Source organism: Novosphingobium sp. ZN18A2 (assembly GCF_036784765.1).
In the GTDB taxonomy this organism is placed as follows: Bacteria; Pseudomonadota; Alphaproteobacteria; order Sphingomonadales; family Sphingomonadaceae; genus Novosphingobium.
The window spans coordinates 68,291-83,923 of sequence record NZ_CP136651.1; the positions used below are offsets into that span (position 1 = coordinate 68,291).

At 63.3% G+C, this 15,633-nt stretch carries 17 protein-coding genes; 5 read left to right on the forward strand and 12 right to left on the reverse strand.

The features are described from left to right. Nucleotides 1-132: 132 nt before the first annotated feature. Nucleotides 133-1,467 carry an ammonium transporter gene (locus RXV95_RS00410; RefSeq protein WP_338467054.1) on the reverse strand — a complete coding sequence of 445 codons (1,335 nt, stop codon included), beginning with the start codon at nucleotides 1,465-1,467 and terminating at the stop codon, nucleotides 133-135. 29 nt (nucleotides 1,468-1,496) lie between these two features. Then, nucleotides 1,497-1,835 (reverse strand): P-II family nitrogen regulator, encoded by a 339-nt coding sequence (locus tag RXV95_RS00415; RefSeq protein ID WP_338467055.1) that lies wholly within the window; start codon nucleotides 1,833-1,835, stop codon nucleotides 1,497-1,499. 224 nt (nucleotides 1,836-2,059) lie between these two features. On the opposite strand from RXV95_RS00415, the gene RXV95_RS00420 reads away from it, so the two are divergent. The 3 genes from RXV95_RS00420 (at nucleotide 2,060) to RXV95_RS00430 (ending at nucleotide 4,331) form a co-directional block, all read left to right on the forward strand. Further along, nucleotides 2,060-3,031 carry an IS1595 family transposase gene (locus tag RXV95_RS00420; RefSeq protein WP_338467056.1) on the forward strand — a complete coding sequence of 324 codons (972 nt, stop codon included), beginning with the start codon at nucleotides 2,060-2,062 and terminating at the stop codon, nucleotides 3,029-3,031. Between the two features lie 281 nt (nucleotides 3,032-3,312). Beyond that, nucleotides 3,313-3,651 (forward strand): GIY-YIG nuclease family protein, encoded by a 339-nt coding sequence (locus RXV95_RS00425; RefSeq protein ID WP_338467057.1) that lies wholly within the window; start codon nucleotides 3,313-3,315, stop codon nucleotides 3,649-3,651. A gap of 113 nt (nucleotides 3,652-3,764) precedes the next feature. Further along, complete coding sequence (locus RXV95_RS00430; protein ID WP_338467058.1) at nucleotides 3,765-4,331, forward strand: hypothetical protein; 567 nt, start codon at nucleotides 3,765-3,767, stop codon at nucleotides 4,329-4,331. A gap of 125 nt (nucleotides 4,332-4,456) precedes the next feature. On the opposite strand, the gene RXV95_RS00435 is transcribed toward RXV95_RS00430, so the two are convergent. The 10 genes from RXV95_RS00435 to rpmI all read right to left on the reverse strand — a co-directional run bounded on the left by RXV95_RS00435 (nucleotide 4,457) and on the right by rpmI (nucleotide 14,644). Then, nucleotides 4,457-5,158, reverse strand: coding sequence for an endonuclease/exonuclease/phosphatase family protein (locus RXV95_RS00435; protein WP_338467059.1), 702 nt, complete (start codon nucleotides 5,156-5,158; stop codon nucleotides 4,457-4,459). Between the two features lie 51 nt (nucleotides 5,159-5,209). Then, nucleotides 5,210-6,079, reverse strand: a complete 870-nt coding sequence (locus tag RXV95_RS00440; RefSeq protein WP_338467060.1) for an alpha/beta hydrolase — start codon at nucleotides 6,077-6,079, stop codon at nucleotides 5,210-5,212. A gap of 94 nt (nucleotides 6,080-6,173) precedes the next feature. Further along, nucleotides 6,174-7,025: an NAD(P)-dependent oxidoreductase gene (locus tag RXV95_RS00445; RefSeq protein ID WP_338467061.1), complete on the reverse strand. Its 852-nt coding sequence runs from the start codon at nucleotides 7,023-7,025 to the stop codon at nucleotides 6,174-6,176. Between the two features lie 23 nt (nucleotides 7,026-7,048). Further along, the gene (locus RXV95_RS00450) at nucleotides 7,049-8,584 is read right to left on the reverse strand and encodes a peptide chain release factor 3 (protein WP_338467062.1); all 1,536 of its coding nucleotides are present in this window, start codon (nucleotides 8,582-8,584) and stop codon (nucleotides 7,049-7,051) included. A 40-nt stretch (nucleotides 8,585-8,624) separates the two neighbouring features. Continuing rightward, nucleotides 8,625-9,371, reverse strand: coding sequence for an SDR family NAD(P)-dependent oxidoreductase (locus RXV95_RS00455; protein ID WP_338467063.1), 747 nt, complete (start codon nucleotides 9,369-9,371; stop codon nucleotides 8,625-8,627). After that, nucleotides 9,368-11,791, reverse strand: coding sequence for a phenylalanine--tRNA ligase subunit beta (gene pheT / locus RXV95_RS00460; protein ID WP_338467064.1), 2,424 nt, complete (start codon nucleotides 11,789-11,791; stop codon nucleotides 9,368-9,370). Before pheT ends, RXV95_RS00455 begins: the two co-directional genes overlap by 4 nt. Beyond that, nucleotides 11,788-12,888 carry a phenylalanine--tRNA ligase subunit alpha gene (gene pheS / locus RXV95_RS00465; RefSeq protein ID WP_338467065.1) on the reverse strand — a complete coding sequence of 367 codons (1,101 nt, stop codon included), beginning with the start codon at nucleotides 12,886-12,888 and terminating at the stop codon, nucleotides 11,788-11,790. The genes pheT and pheS overlap by 4 nt, the downstream gene beginning before the upstream one ends. Before the next feature lie 114 nt (nucleotides 12,889-13,002). After that, the gene (locus RXV95_RS00470; protein WP_338467066.1) at nucleotides 13,003-13,773 is read right to left on the reverse strand and encodes a helix-turn-helix domain-containing protein; all 771 of its coding nucleotides are present in this window, start codon (nucleotides 13,771-13,773) and stop codon (nucleotides 13,003-13,005) included. 294 nt (nucleotides 13,774-14,067) lie between these two features. Then, a complete protein-coding gene (gene rplT, locus RXV95_RS00475) occupies nucleotides 14,068-14,427 on the reverse strand; it encodes a 50S ribosomal protein L20 (RefSeq protein WP_338467067.1) in 360 nt (119 codons plus the stop codon). Nucleotides 14,428-14,440: 13 nt separating this feature from the next. Further along, nucleotides 14,441-14,644 carry a 50S ribosomal protein L35 gene (rpmI, locus tag RXV95_RS00480; protein ID WP_338467068.1) on the reverse strand — a complete coding sequence of 68 codons (204 nt, stop codon included), beginning with the start codon at nucleotides 14,642-14,644 and terminating at the stop codon, nucleotides 14,441-14,443. Between the two features lie 239 nt (nucleotides 14,645-14,883). Between rpmI and RXV95_RS00485 the strand changes: the two genes are divergently transcribed. Both RXV95_RS00485 and RXV95_RS00490 read left to right on the forward strand, forming a co-directional pair. Continuing rightward, nucleotides 14,884-15,294, forward strand: a complete 411-nt coding sequence (locus RXV95_RS00485; protein WP_338467069.1) for a hypothetical protein — start codon at nucleotides 14,884-14,886, stop codon at nucleotides 15,292-15,294. Between the two features lie 162 nt (nucleotides 15,295-15,456). Then, on the forward strand, nucleotides 15,457-15,633 hold the full coding sequence (locus RXV95_RS00490) for a (2Fe-2S)-binding protein (RefSeq protein WP_338467070.1): 177 nt from the start codon (nucleotides 15,457-15,459) through the stop codon (nucleotides 15,631-15,633).

Consider the following 15,633-nt stretch of genomic DNA (forward strand, 5'->3'; position numbering starts at 1 on the left):
GAAACGAAAAAGGGCCGGAGCGGGCTAGCGCTCCGGCCTTCAGTCTGTTCGCAGGAGGAACATGGTCTGGCGGGGTTCCGGGGTTTCGAGAGGGAGAGGATTGAGCCCCCGGTTCCCCGCCAAGCTGGTTGATCAGTTGTAGGCGCGCTCCCCGTGCTCGCCCAGGTCGAGGCCTTCGCGCTCGACTTCGGGGCTGACACGCAGGCCGGTCAGGGCCTTGGCAGCGTAGATCGCGATGGTCGTGCCGATCGCGGCCCAGACGATGGAGATCACCACGGCGGTGATCTGGATCATCACCTGGGCGCCCATTCCGGTGGAGCCGTCGCCCGGCCCGCCGAACATCGGCTGATAGACGATGCCGGTGCCGATCGCGCCGATGATGCCGCCGATCCCGTGGATGCCGAAAGCGTCCAGCGAGTCGTCGTAACCCAGCGCGGGCTTGACCTTCGAAACCATGAAGAAACAGACGATCGAGGCGACCGCGCCCAGCACGATGGCGCCGAACGGTCCGCTGTTGCCCGCCGCCGGGGTCACCGCGACAAGGCCGGCGATCAGGCCCGAGGCGAAGCCCAGCGCCGATCCCTTGTGGCCCATCACGCGCTCGGTCAGCATCCAGAACAGCCCGGCCGACGCAGTGGCGACAAAGGTGTTGATCATCGCAAGGCCCGCGGTGCCGTCGGCTTCAAGCTCCGAACCGGCATTGAAGCCGAACCAGCCCACCCACAGCAGACCGGCGCCGACCATCGTCAGCGTCAGGCTGTGCGGCGGCATCGGCTCGGACGGATAGCCCTGGCGCTTGCCCAGGATAAGGCAGGCCACCAGCGCCGAGACACCGGCATTGATGTGGACAACGGTGCCGCCCGCAAAGTCGAGCGCGCCCAGCTTGAACAGATAGCCGCCACCGGCCCACACCATGTGGGCGATCGGGAAATAGACGATCGTCAGCCAGATCGCGACGAACGCCATCGCGGCCGAAAACTTCATGCGTTCAACCGTCGCGCCGAAAACCAGCGCGGCGGTGATCGCGGCGAAGGTCATCTGGAAGCAGACGAACACATATTCGCTGATCACTTCCTTTGAGAACGTCGCGGCCGTGGTGGACGGCGTGACGGACGAAAGGAAGAAGCTTCCGCTGGACAGGAAGTTACCGATGAAGCCGTCCGAAGTGACCGGGCCGAACGCCATCGAATAGCCCCACATCACCCAGATAAGCATGGCCAGCGCCGCTGCGGCGCCGACCTGGGTCATCGTGGAAAGCATGTTCTTCGACCGCGTCAGGCCGCCATAGAACAGCGCGAGGCCCGGCAGGATCATCATCAGAACGAGGATGGTCGACGTCATCATCCAGGCGTTGTTGCCCGGATTGGGCACGGGCGCCGCGGCTGCGGCGTCCTGTGCGAAGGCGGCGGTCGAAGCGAGGAGCGAAAGGCCCATTGCGCCCGCGCCGCAAACGATTTTGCGGATCATAGTTGTGTCCCTCTTGTCCAAGGCCCCGCTCACAGCGCGGTGTCTCCGGTCTCCCCGGTGCGGATGCGCACCGCCGATGCGAGATCGAGCACGAAGATCTTGCCATCCCCGATGGCCTCGGTGCTCGCGGTCTGCTGGATGGTTTCGACGATCTGCGGCGCAAGGTCGTCCCCCGCGGCGATCTCTATCTTCACCTTGGGCAGCATGTTGGTCGAATATTCGGCGCCGCGATAGATCTCGGTCTGGCCCTTCTGGCGACCAAACCCCTTGACCTCGGACACCGTCATCCCGGCAACGCCCAGACCCGAGAGCGCTTCACGCACTTCGTCGAGCTTGAACGGCTTGATGATGGCGATGATGAATTTCATTCACGCCCCCTTTCGTGGTCTGTGGCGGCGAACGACCCGCCGGCCAGACCCCTTCAGCAAAAGGCGTGCCAGATTCGAAAATTGCTGATTTATCCGTTTCGGCGGCATATTCGACCGCCACGCAATCCGCACTTTCGCTCGAATCTTGTGCAGCGCAAAAGCGTGTGCCTAAATTTTGGGCATTGTATACTTGACAAAGCAGACCTTCTGACGCATTAAAAGGCATGGACATTTTCAGCCCCCGCTTTCAGTCAGAAGACGCAGCCCGCGAGCACCTTGAGGCGCTTCACTGGCCCGATGGTCCGTTCTGCCCCCATTGTGGTTCGACCAACGCCAAGCGGCTGCCACCCCAGAAGGGCCGCAAGACCAAGGCGCACCCCGAAGGGATGATCCGCAAGGGCGTGGTCCAGTGCAACGACTGCCGTCAGCAATACACCGTGACGGTCGGCACCGTGTTCGAGTCCTCCAAGGTGCCCTTGAACAAGTGGCTTCTCGCCAATCACCTGCTTTGCGCCTCAAAGAAGGGCATCAGCGGGCATCAGATGGCGCGTATGCTCGGCGTCACCTACAAGACCGCCTGGTTCATGATGCATCGCATCCGCGAAGCCATGAAGGACGATGGCGGCGATCCTATGGGTGGCTACGGCGAAACCGTTGAAGCCGATGAAACCTATGTCGGCGGTAAAATCAGCAACCGCCATGCCAAGCAGCGCGGTCGCGGCGAAAAGAAGCTGTCACCCTTCCGTGACAAGATGCCCGTTGTCTCCCTTGTGGAGCGCGGCGGTCGCGTCCGTTCGTTCCATGTTGCCAACGTGACCGGCGAAACGTTGCGCCACATCCTTGTTACCAACGCGGATCGCGGTAGCTGGTTGATGACCGACGAGCATCAGGGCTACAAGAACGTTGGCAAGGAATACGTGGGCCACGGCGTCGTCTCGCACTCACGCGGCGAGTATGTCCGCTCCACCTATTTCCACACCAACACGATTGAAGGCTTTTTCTCCCTGCTCAAGCGCGGGATCATCGGCGTGTATCACCATGTGAGCGAAGCCCACCTGCATCGCTACACGACCGAATTTGATTTCCGTTACAACACCCGCGACCTGAATGACTTTGAGCGTGCCGAGATTGCCCTGCGTGGCAGCAAGGGCAAGCGCCTTACCTATCGGCGGACTGGTGCAGTCGCAGCCCAATAAGGTTGTGCCTGCGCCCCGCGTTGGAGAACGTCGAAAGCGTTGGATCGCATAAAGAACGCAACAGGAACAGCGGGACTCGCCAACCCATCGAATCACTGCTAAGATATATAGTTAAGGGGGCGCCTTGCCGGGCACCCCCTTAAAGTAGTGTTTGGCAAATTTCTCCTTGGACGGACCTGCCAAACCCAAAATTGTTGGAGTCTTGCGACACCGGTGTTGACAACCCTGTATGCGCTAGACTCCGCCATTTTGCAAGGTCCGTTTGCAATGATGGAGCCTTTATGGCCAATTCAGAGACGGTGACTGCTGCCGGTATCAGCGGAACAAATTATGAGTTTTTCGTCCACCCCATCGGCACGACATATAAGCCGATTTCGGGGGTCTACATCTTCCTCAACCAGACCGCACAAGGCCAATGGAACGCCCTCTACGTAGGTGAAACCAGTGACCTTAACCAGCGCCTGAATGCCGCATTGCAGGGTCACAATGCTTGGCCCCGCATCAGTAAGCATCGCGCTACTCATATCGCTACCAGGGCGGTTTCTGGCGGACTCGACGCCCGACTTAAGATTGAGACCGATCTCCGACATGGCCTCAATCCCCCTTGCAACGATCAGTAGTGGCAGACGAGGGGGCAGGCTTGCGCTTGCCCCCTTTCCCCTTGTGCGGTTTCGGCGGGGTCTTCAGCATCCGCCGAAGCACCTCGTCTTCTCTCTCTTGATCGGTATCTGTCATGGATGAAACCATTGCTAACTTCCAAAGATGGTTCACCGAGATAGCGGTAAATTGGAACAATTGCGAACGCGCGGGCCAAAAGCTGCTGGCAACGATCCTGGGCAACTCACCTGTGGCCCACGCTATGTGTTGCGAAATGGGAAACGTCCAACTCGTCAATGCCCTCAATATCGCGGCAGACCTTGAGAGCGAAGGAACAGCCAAAGCCATACGCCGCTTTTGTGAGTCATTCGAGCGCCTCAGAGCCTACCGCAACTTCGTCATTCACGGCCTCATCGAAATTCCGCGAAAGGACCATCATATGGGCCACGGAGTGACCACGCTTTTCACTGAGAGCGGGAAAGGTTCCTTCAAAATAGGAACGCAAAATGTGCTCGACGGCGATCTTCGGGCTGTGGCCGAATGGCTGGGCGCGTTCACTCTTCTAGCAGAGGGGACCGCACTCGCGATTCAGAACGACGAACCTTCTCCATCGCTAGATAAATTTCCCTTGCCAGCGAGGATGGCAAAAAATTCTCGCAATCATCCACTGCTTGAGCGCCCGCCTCAATCATCTCCGGCGTAATCTCAATTTCAGCGGCGTCAGCCATAAGTCACCCAAAAATTGGGCAATTCCACACTTGAGCAATCCGGCCTGTCACGCTGGGGCAAGGTGATTCGCAAACCCTGCTTTGTCAAGTATACAATCGCCTAAATTTTGGGCAATCGCAGCTTCGCCCAGACCGGCAGGTGGTCCGATCCCACGGCCGATAGCGGGCTGTGGTGGACGCCGGTTTCCTCCACTTCCCACTCGTCGCTCACCACGATGCGGTCAAGCTGGGCAACGGGACGACGCGAGGGGAAGCTGCGGCCGGGGGCGAGCACGCGCAGCGCGTCTCCGAAGGCCGAAAGCGCGCCGCCGCGCGTGGACCATTCGTTGAGGTCGCCCATCAACACGGCGGGTGCGCGCAGGCCGCTTTCCACGTGATCGCAGACCGCGCGCACCTGGTGGCGGCGGCGCAGGCCCGAAAGGTCAAGATGCATCCCCACCACGCGCAGCAACCTGCCCTCGATCGCAAGGTCCGCACAAACCGCGCCGCGCGGCTCCAGCGTCGGCAGCGGCACCGCCTGGACCGATTGCACATCCATATCGCGCCGCACCAGCAGCGCATTGCCGTGCCACCCCATGCTGGCGGGCAGCATCGGCGGGGCGAGCGTGCGCCACGGGGTGTGGTCGTCTATCGTCTGGCGCGGGATCACCGCCTCACGGCTGCCGAAGCGCCGGTCCACCTCTTGCAGCGCGATCACGTCCGCATCGATTTCGCGCAGGACGGACACGATCCGGTCCGGGTCGCGCTTGCGGTCCAGCCCGATGCCCTTGTGGATGTTGTAGCTGGCGAACGTGAGGCGCATCGTCACCCGATCAAGCGAGAGGAACCGCTTCGGGTTCCGGCCCGCCGCACCTTACAGGAAATCCCGCACGGTAGAGATGAAACGGTCGAACTGGTCATGGTGAAGCCAGTGCCCGGCGTTTTCGAACTCTATCACGCTGGCGTCGCGGAAATGGTCGAGCCGCCCGTCGCCTGCCGGATTCGATGCCCATGAATCCGCGCCATAGAGCATCAGGACCGGGCAGGTGATGGCCGCCCAGATCTGTTCCACGCTCACCTGTTCGGGATCGTGCGGCGGCCAGTTGTTGAGGTGCGGATCGAACTTCCACGAATAGGTGCCGTCCTCGTTGCGGTTGACGCCGTGGATCGTCAGGTGCCGGGCCTGTTCGGGGGTGAGATAGGAATTCTCCTCTATCATCCGAGCCAGCGCGTCGTCGATCGTCGCATATCGGCGCGGCACACGGCCTGAAGACTTGTGCTTTTTTTCGATCCACGAACGCATCCGTTCGCGAAACGGGGTTTCCTGTAACTCGGCAAGGCGCTTGGGAGAGGGGCCGAGGCCTTCGATCACCACCATCTTGCGCACCAGTTCGGGGAATATCCCTGCAAGGCGCAGGCTTACGTTGCCGCCCAGCGAATGCGCGACGATGGTAACGGGCCGGTCGTCGAACTGGTGGATGAACTGCGCGACGTCATAGATCATGTCGTTCGCGACATAGTTGCCGTCGGACACCCATTCGCTGTCACCGTGGCCGCGGTGATCCATGGCCACCACGTGCCAGTCGTCGCGCAGGGCCTCGGCCGTCCAGTCCCAGCTGCGGCAATGGTCGCGCCCGCCGTGGATCAGCAGCAGCAGCGGCTTTTCGGGATTGCCCCAATCGACATAGTGCAGCCGCAGCCGCTGCGAAATGAAGCTCTGCGATGTGGGGCCAAGCAACGTCATGCCAGATGTGTTCCCTGCGTCTTTTCGTTGTTACGTGATTGTCGATCTGTCGTCTCACCCGACATTGCGGGACGGGCGCGCGATTGCAAGCGTATCAGCCGCACATCTCGCGCCACGAACGGCACGGGCGATAGCCGAAAAGCGTTCCCGCCCGGTCGCTGGAAAGCAGCGAGGCTTCGCCCGAAAGCGCATCGTCCAGCCGAACGCCGGGGTAGAATTCCGCCATCAACGACCGCGAATCGCGCCCGGCGATATTGTCCGCCGCCGCGATGATCGCCGGCTCATGACCGGTGAACGAGGCTTCCAGCGCAAGGCGGCAGGCATCGGCCGCATCCGCCGCGTCGACATAGCCCCACAGGTTCCACTTGCGGCTGGCCGGATCGGACTGGATCGCGGGAACAGCCGCATAGTCCTGTGGGGCATAGACGTTGGAAAAGCGCAGCGACGCAATGGAAAGCGAGGGCATCCAGCGCACGAACTGGTCCGCCATCTCCTCACCCATCAGCTTCGACAGCGCATAGGACCAGTTGGGCTGCAACGGGTGCGCTTCGGTAATCGGCGCGAATTGCGGCGGATCGCTGAAAGGCAGGCCCAGCAGCGTCTCGCTTGAGGCCCAGACCACGCGGCCTATGCCCAGCCGCGCGGCGGCGGAAAAGACGTTGTAGGTGCCAAGGGTGTTCACCCGGAACGCCGCTTCGTCGCTTGTCGCGCCCGGTTTCGGGATGCCGGCAAGATGCAGCACCGCATCGAACTTTCGCGCCACGGTATCGACGCCCGAAAGCGCGCCCATCACCGCTCCGAAATCCGCGCAGTCCAGCCGCACGGTCTCGTCCCCGTAGGTGGAACTGGCGATATCGAACCCGGTCGCGCGGTGCCCCGCTTCGGCCAGCGTGCGCATCGCCGCACGGCCCAGCTTGCCGCTGCTTCCGGTAACCGCGATGCGCATGAGGGCGTCTCCTGATTGCCCGATCAACGCTCCTTGGTGGCGCTGAAGGTAAGGTCGGGATTCTTCTCTTCCTGGTATCCCACGTCCCAGGCCGAACGGGCAAGAAACACCGGATCGCCATCGCGGTCCTTGGCAAGGTTGCCCGCGTTGAACTGGATGAAATCCTTCATCGCCGCGTCCGTGCCCTTTACCCAGCGCGCGGTATCGAACGGCGCGGCCTCAAGCGCGGCCTCAACCTTGTATTCGGCGGAAAGGCGCGAAATCAGCACGTCGAGCTGCAACTGCCCCACCACGCCGACGATCCACTGCGCGCCGATCTCGGGATAGAACACCTGGATCACGCCTTCTTCGGAAAGATCGTCGAGCGCCTTGCGCAACTGCTTGGTCTTGGTCGGGTCTTTCAGCGCGACGCGGCGCAGGATTTCGGGCGCGAAGTTGGGCAGGCCGGTGAAACGCACATCGTTCTTTTCAGACAGCGTATCGCCCACGCGCAAGGTGCCGTGATTGGGAATGCCGATGATGTCGCCAGCCAGCGCGGTATCGGCAATCTCGCGGTCCTGCGCGAAGAACATGATCGGCGAATGCACCGCAATGGGCTTGCCCAGGCCGGACGGCGTCAGCTTCATCCCGCGCTTGAAGGTGCCCGAAACCATGCGCATGAAAGCGATGCGGTCACGATGCTGCGGGTCCATGTTGGCCTGCACCTTGAACACGAAGCCGGTCACTTCGTCGCGCTCCGGGCTGATTTCGCTCTGTTCGCCCGATGAATCGAGGATGGGCTGGGCGCGCGGCGGCGGGGCGATGCTGGCGATCGCCTCGATCAGTTCGGTCACGCCGAAGTTCTTCAGCGCCGACCCGAAATAGACCGGCGTCAGGTCTCCGTGGCGATAGGCTTCAAGGTCGAACTCGGGATAGCCGGCCTGCGCCAGTTCGGCCTCTTCGGCGATTTCCGGGGGAAGATCGGCCTTTTCGCGCTTGCCGAGGAATTCGCGGCTGTCGCCTTCGGGGCGGCTGATCTCGCCCGTCCTGAAATCGTATAGCCCTTCGAACAGCCCGCCCATGCCCACCGGCCAGGCCTGCGGGCTTACATCGAGCGCCAGCGCGTCGGCCACTTCGTCCAGCGTTTCGAACGGCGACCGGCCCTCGCGGTCGATCTTGTTGACGAAGGTGATGATCGGCACGCTGCGCAGCCGGCAGACCTCGAACAGCTTCCTTGTCTGCGGCTCGATACCCTTGGCCGCGTCTATCACCATGATCGCGGAGTCGACGGCGGTCAGCGTGCGATAGGTGTCCTCGGAAAAGTCCTCGTGCCCCGGCGTATCGAGCAGGTTGAAGGTCACGCCATCGCGCTCGAACGTCATCACGCTGGAGGTGACGGAGATGCCGCGCTGCTGTTCTATCTTCATCCAGTCCGAACGCGCGCGCCGCGCCTGGCCGCGCGCCTTCACCTCGCCGGCAAGATGGATCGCGCCGCCTTGCAGCAGCAGCTTTTCGGTCAATGTGGTCTTGCCCGCGTCAGGGTGGGAAATGATCGCGAACGTGCGGCGATTGGAGGTCATCGCGCGCACTTAGGGGCGCGCGGCGGGGACTGCAACCGGATCAGCCCTCGCGCGAGATCTGGAACCCCGCAAAACTCTGGCTGACGGGCATCAGTTCCAGCGTGTTGATGTTGAGGTGCGGCGGCAGGTCCGCCACCCAGCGCACGGTTTCGGCGATGTCTTCGGCGGTCATCGGGTTCGCGCCGCCGTAAAGCGTGTCGTGCGCGTTCTGGTTGCCGCCGGTGCGCACCAGCGTGAATTCGGTTTCCACCATGCCCGGCTCGATAGAGGTCACGCGAACGCCCGTCCCGGCAAGGTCGCTGCGCAGGCCGAGCGAAAACTGGCGCACGAAAGCCTTGGTTCCGCCATAAACATTGCCGCCGGTATAAGGATAGGTCGCCGCAACGGAGGACAGGTTCACGATGGCGCCCTTCCGCTCGATCAGCGCGGGCAGCAGCTTGTGGGTGAGCGAAACCAGCGCGGTAATGTTGGTATCGATCATCGTCTTCCACTGGTCGAGATCGGCCTTCTGTGCCGGAGCGGTGCCCAGCGCCAACCCGGCGTTGTTGACCAGCAGATCGATCTCCCAGCCTTCGGGCAGCGTGACCAGCGCCGCGTCGCGCGCGGCTTCGTCGCGAATGTCGAACACCGCGCCGTGGAACCTGTCCGCGCCCAGTTCGACGGCCAGCGCATCCAGCCGTTCGCCGCGCCGTCCGGTGCCGATAATCCGCCAGCCCGATTGCACCAGGCTGCGAACGCACGCCTCGCCGATCCCGGCGGTTGCGCCTGTTACAAGTGCCGTCTTCATCCCCTTAACTCCGCGCCTTGCTTGCCTGCCGCCGCAACGATCCGGTCGGCAATCGCCTTCAGGTCTTCGTCCTTGTAGCTCTTGCCCGATGGCTGGAGCGTCACTTCTACCGCAAGCGACTTGTGTCCTTCGGGCACGCCCTGCCCCCGGAAATCGTCGAACACGCGCGCTGCAACGATGTTGGCCTTGTCCGCGCCCTTCACCGCGCGGACCAGATCGCCCGCGGCGAGGTCCACCGGCACGAGGAACGCGAAGTCGCGCGTCACAGCCTGCAGCGGCGGCGGGGCGAAGTGCGGCTTTGCGAAGCCCGGCACCGCCTTTTTCGCAGGGATGCGATCCAGGAACAGCTCGGCCACGGCAACAGGCCCGTCGAGGTCGAACGTCTTCGCGGTTGCCGGATGGAGCATACCGAAGCGCGCCAGCACGTTTTTCGGCCCCAGTCGCAACGTCGCGGACTGGCCGGGATGGAACTGCGATCCCGCGTCGCCCATCACCATCAGGTTATCGACCGGCGCGCCTGCTTCGGACAGCAGCGCCAGCGCCTCGGCCTTGGCGTCCCACGCATCGAACGGCGCGGCCTTGCCCCCGAAGAGACGCTGATCCCAGCCGCTCGCGCGTTTTTCGCCCGCCAGGACGACCGCGATGGACAGCCGCTCGTCGCTCGATCCGTCGTCCGCACGCAGATAGCGGCGGCCAAGCTCGAACAGGCGCACGCTGGCTGCGCCGCGATCCATGTTGCGCTGCGCGGCCGAAAGCAGACCGGGAAGCAGCGAGGGGCGCATCGCCTTCATGTCCTCGCTGATCGGGTTGGCGAGCGTCCACACGAATTCGCCATCGGCAAAATGCGCGGCCTGCGCTTCGGGCAGGAAGCTCCACGTCACCGCCTCGTCCAGCCCGCGCGCGGCTGCGGCACGGCGCACCCGGCGTTCCAGCAACTGCGCGGGCGTGGCGGTAGGTTTTGCCACGCCATCTGCACGCGGCAGCGGCGTGGACGGCACGGCGTCGAGCCCGTGAACGCGGATCACTTCTTCCACCAGATCGGGCGCGCCGTCCACGTCTCCGCGCCATGTGGGAACGGATACCGCCCAGTGCCCTTCGAAGCCCGCCTGTTCGGCGACAACCGAAAAGCCGAGCGCTTCCAGCACGGCCTGCTGCTGTTCGTGCGGCACGTCCACACCGCCCAGCCTGCCCGCAAGCGCCGGATCGTATCCGACAACCTTCTGCGCGGCGGGGGCCGCACCCGCGCGCACCACGCGGCTCGCCTCACCGCCGCAGATTTCCAGGATCAGGTGGGTCAGCAGGTCAAGCCCGGTATCGAGGAACGCCGGATCGACCCCGCGTTCGAAACGCGCGCGCGCATCGCTGGTCAGCACAAGAGCCTGCCCGGTGCGCGCGATGCGCTCCGGATCGAAATAGGCGACTTCAAGCAGCACGTCGGTGGTCGTGTCGGAACACCCCGAATGTTCGCCGCCCATGATGCCCGCAACGTCGTGCACGCCGGCATCGTCGGCGATTACGGTCATTGCGCTGTCGAGCACATAATGCTTGCCGTTGAGCGCTGTCACACCCTCGCCATCCTTCGCGCGGCGGGCGATGACCGCGCCCTTCAACTGCGCCAGGTCATAGGCGTGGGCCGGGCGGCCATAGCCGAGCATCACGTAGTTGGTGATGTCCACCAGCGCGGAGATCGGCCGCTGTCCGGCGCTTTCCAGCCGGGCTTTCAGCCAGTCGGGGCTTTCGCCGTTCTTAACGCCCCGGATCACGCGACCATGGAAGGCCGGGCAGCCTTCGGGATCATCGGTGCGGATTTCGGTCGGGCAGGCGAAGCCGCCTTCCACGTGCGGCGCATCAATGGCTTTCAGCGTGCCCAACCCTGCGGCCGCAAGGTCGCGCGCAATGCCGTAAACACCCATGCAATCGGGCCGGTTGGGGGTGATCGCCACGTCGAACACCGGGTCGCTGCCATGATAATCGGCATAGGACCGGCCGACCGGCGCATCTTCCGGCAGTTCGATGATGCCTTCGTGATCCTCGCCCAGCCCCAGTTCGCGGGTGGAACACATCATGCCGTTCGATTCGACGCCGCGGATCGCCGCCTTGCGCAGTTCCATGCCGTTTGCGGGCACGACAGCGCCGGGCAGGCCCAGCACGCCCAGCATACCCGCACGCGCATTGGGCGCGCCGCAGACCACCTGCAACGGCTCCGCTCCGCCAACATCGACGCTGAGCACCTGCAGCTTGTCCGCATCGGGGTGACGTTCCGCCGTCAGCACGCGCGCCACCTTGAACGCGTCCAGACCGGCGGCCGGATCTTCCACGCCTTCGATTTCCAGCCCGAGCGAGGTCAGCTTGTCCGCGATCTGGTCGGCGCTTGCATCGGTATCGAGACAGGCCTTGAGCCAGGAGAGCGAGAACTTCATGCGCGCACTCCTACCCCGCCCGACAGGGTCGGCACGTCCAATGCGTTGAACCCATAGTGTTGCAGCCAGCGCGCATCGCCGTCGAAGAAGGCGCGCAGGTCATCCATGCCGTATTTCAGCATGGCCAGCCGGTCCACACCCACGCCGAAGGCAAAGCCCTGCCATTCGTCGGGGTCCAGCCCGCCCATCTCTATCACGCGGCGGTTGACCATGCCGCTGCCCAGCAGTTCCATCCAGCCCCCGTCCTGACCGTTACCGCTGCCGCCCAGCACGCGCTTTCCATCGACCAGCGTGAAGCCCACGTCCACTTCCACCGAAGGTTCGGTGAAGGGGAAATAGCTGGGGCGCAGGCGCAGCACGATGTCTTCGCGCTCGAAGAAGGCCTTCAGGAAGGTTTCCAGCGTCCATTTCAGGTGGCCAAGGTGGATACCCTTGTCGATCACCAGCCCTTCGACCTGGTGGAACATCGGCGTGTGCGTGGCGTCGCTGTCCGACCGGTAGACGCGGCCCGGCGCGATGATGCGCAAGGGGGCGCCTTCGGCCAGCATCGTGCGCACCTGCACCGGCGAGGTATGCGTGCGCAGCAGCATCTCGCGCCCTTCGCCGTCCATTTCGGGGAAATAGAACGTATCGTGCATCGCGCGCGCGGGATGCGTTTCGGGCATGTTGAGCGCGGTGAAGTTGTGCCAGTCGTCCTCTATCTCCGGCCCGGTTGCGACGGCGAAGCCCATGTCGGCGAAGATTTCCGCCAGTTCGTCCATCACCTGGCTGACCGGGTGCACGCTGCCTTTCGGCGCTTCGGGCGCGGGCAGCGTCAGGTCGACACGTTCGGCGGCAAGGCGCGCTTCGAGCGCGGCGGCCTCAAGACCGGCCTTGCGATCGGCGATGGCCGCCGTCACCGCTTCGCGCACGGCATGGATCTTAGGCCCTTCGCTCTGCCGCTGTTCGGGCGTCATCCCGCCCAGCGTTTTCAGAAGCGCGCTGACCCAGCCCTGCTTGCCCAGCGCGGCGACACGGATCGCCTCTACCGCATCCACCGTTTCGGCGGCGGCAATCGCGGCCAGCGCTTCGGCCTTTTGTGTTTCCAGTTCCTGCATGGCGCTGCCGCTAGCCGGAAATGGCGCGCATTTGAATACCCGATGCCAGCAGGCGCGCGGTTTATGACAGGTTTGCCCGATGCGCCCCCGGCGCCGCCGGCCCCGGTATCGCCGTCAATCCGCCTTCGGCGAATGCAGCGCCTGCACCGCGGACCCGACGAATTCCTGCCGGGCGCGCATCACCTCGTTCAGCACCGGATGCGGCTGCGCGGCGTATTCGCTGGGGCTCATCCCCATGAACCGATGGAAATCGCGCACGAACTGGGCCTGGTCGTGATAGTGGCTGTCCAGCGCGCCGATCCATTTCAGCGACGGGTCCAGCATATATTGCGCAAGGCTGCGCATGAAACGCTGGCGGCGCAAAAGCAGGCGCGGCGGGAACCCGAAATGGCGGCGGCACAGGCGTTCGAGCGTGTGCGGTGCGATTCCGGTCGCTTCCGACATTTCTCCCACCGTGGACACGTCCACGTTCACCAGCGCGGACTGGCAGGCGACGATCCTTTCGCGATCGGGAAGATCGGGATCGCGCCGCTTGGTGAAATAGGCTTCCATCCGCTCCAGTTCGGCCGCCTCATCCGGCTCACCGTCGAAAAGCGATTCGATCAGGGGGGCGAAATGGACAAACGCAGGCTCGATTCGCGCGTCGTAAAGCCGGTCGGCATATCCGTTTGCCGACGCGCCGATGAAGCCTGCCCAGCCCAGCGGCAGGAAGCCCACGCCCCAGATCCGCGTCGTGCCCACCGTGAAGCGCGTGGTGTTGCTGGTCGGCCCGGCAAGGATCGCATCCACCCCGCACTGCTCTGGCGTGCCGACGATCTGCGCATCCGGCAGGTCGCCGCGAATGCAACGCAGGCCGCCCCATTCAGGATGAAGCCAGTCCGTCACGCGTTTCCCGTCGGGAACGGTGAGCTCTGTCAGGTAAAACGTGGTGAAATAGGGCCGCAATGCCGGTGACGGCTGATAAAATCGGACCCGGACTTCACAATCCGAATGCACTGGTTGCGCCCCTGTTCTATTCTGCCCCTGCGGACATATGCCGCAAAACGGGCCGAATAAATACGCCATTTCGGATTTTATCAAGCGTTAGGTGCGGTCGGGGCGGCACAAAAAAGGCGCCGGCCCTGTTCGGGACGACGCCTTTTTTCATGCCTTTTCAGGCAATTCGGAAACAGGCCCGGATCAGGCCGGAAGCGCGGCCTTGGCCTGCGCGATCACGGCATTGAACGCGGCACCTTCGTTCATGGCCAGGTCCGCCATGACCTTGCGGTCAAGATCGATACCCGCAAGCTTCACGCCGTGCATGAACTGTGAATAGGTAAGGCCTTCGGCGCGGACCGCGGCGTTGATGCGCTGGATCCACAGGGCGCGGAAGTTCCGCTTCTTCACCTTGCGGTCGCGATACGCATACTGGCCGGCCTTTTCGACCGCCTGGCGCGCAACGCGGATGGTGTTCTTGCGGCGACCGCGATAGCCCTTGGCCTGGTCGAGAATCCGCTTGTGCTTGGCGCGGGTGGTAACACCCCTCTTGATACGGCTCATGGTCTAGCGCTCCTCAGTTCAGCCCGTAGGGCGCCCACTTCTTGATCGTCTTCGCATCTGCGTCAGAGATCACTTCGGTGCCGCGGTTCTGGCGGATGTACTTGCCGTTGTGGCTGATCAGGCGGTGGCGCTTGCCGGCAACGCCGTGCTTCACCTTGCCGCTGGCGGTGAGCTTGAAGCGCTTTTTCACGCCGCTCTTCGTCTTGAGCTTGGGCATTTTCGTCTCCTTGCGTTACGAGACACGTCCAACCAGCCCTGGCAGCCCTTGATAGCCAGGCCGGTCATCGATTCCGTGCCGTGTGAAGGGCGGCCCCTTACGTCCGGCGGACGCGAAAGGCAAGCGCAAAAGGCTGCCGGGCGGCGGCTTTGCGAAGCTACGGCCCCTGCGATGAGCCTCGACTCTCTTCCAGCTTATGCTAATATTCGCGGATAAACACATAAGTGGAGAGGTATTCAATGGGGAAATTCCATGGCGCCGCGATCCTTGCGGCGGCTGTCGCTGTCGGTCTGGCCAGCCCGGCCTTTTCGGCAACCGACCCTTCGGGCAACTACAAGCGCAAGAACGGCGACCTCGTCCACGTGTGGATCGATGGCGGCAAGCTCTACTGCAAGATCACCCAGGGCAAGAAGAAGGACTTCGAGATGTGCCACGGCATGTCACCGGTGGGGGAAACGTGGCAGGGCAAGCACATGAAGCATCCCGGCATGCCCGGCTTCATGACCTTCAACGGCACCGTTACCAGCGACCCCGGCTCCATCAAGATCAAGGGCTGCGCGTTCGGCAAGTCGATGTGCGATTCGGAAGTCTGGCAGAAGGTTGAGCCGGAACCGGCCGCACCCGCCGCGCAGAAAGCCACGCAACAATAGGGTTTATCCTGCCCGCGCTCGCCGCGCAGGCGCTCGCTTCACGTGGAGCTGGCGCCTGCGTGCGGACGCGGATGGCTGGCACGGACACAAGCCTGCCCCTATTGCTATTGCAATCTATTCGCATTAACTTCGTCTCCAACGCGAGCCGAAGGACCACGCGCAATGTATGTCTGCATCTGCAATGCCATCCGCGAATCCGACCTGCGCGATGCCGCGCGGAAGTATTCGGGCGACGCCGAGGCGCTTTATGCCCGTCTCGGCAAGGTGCCGCAGTGCCGCCAGTGCCTTGAAGAAGCGCAGGACGTTGTAGAGGACGCGCGCGCCTGCCTGCCTGTGTGA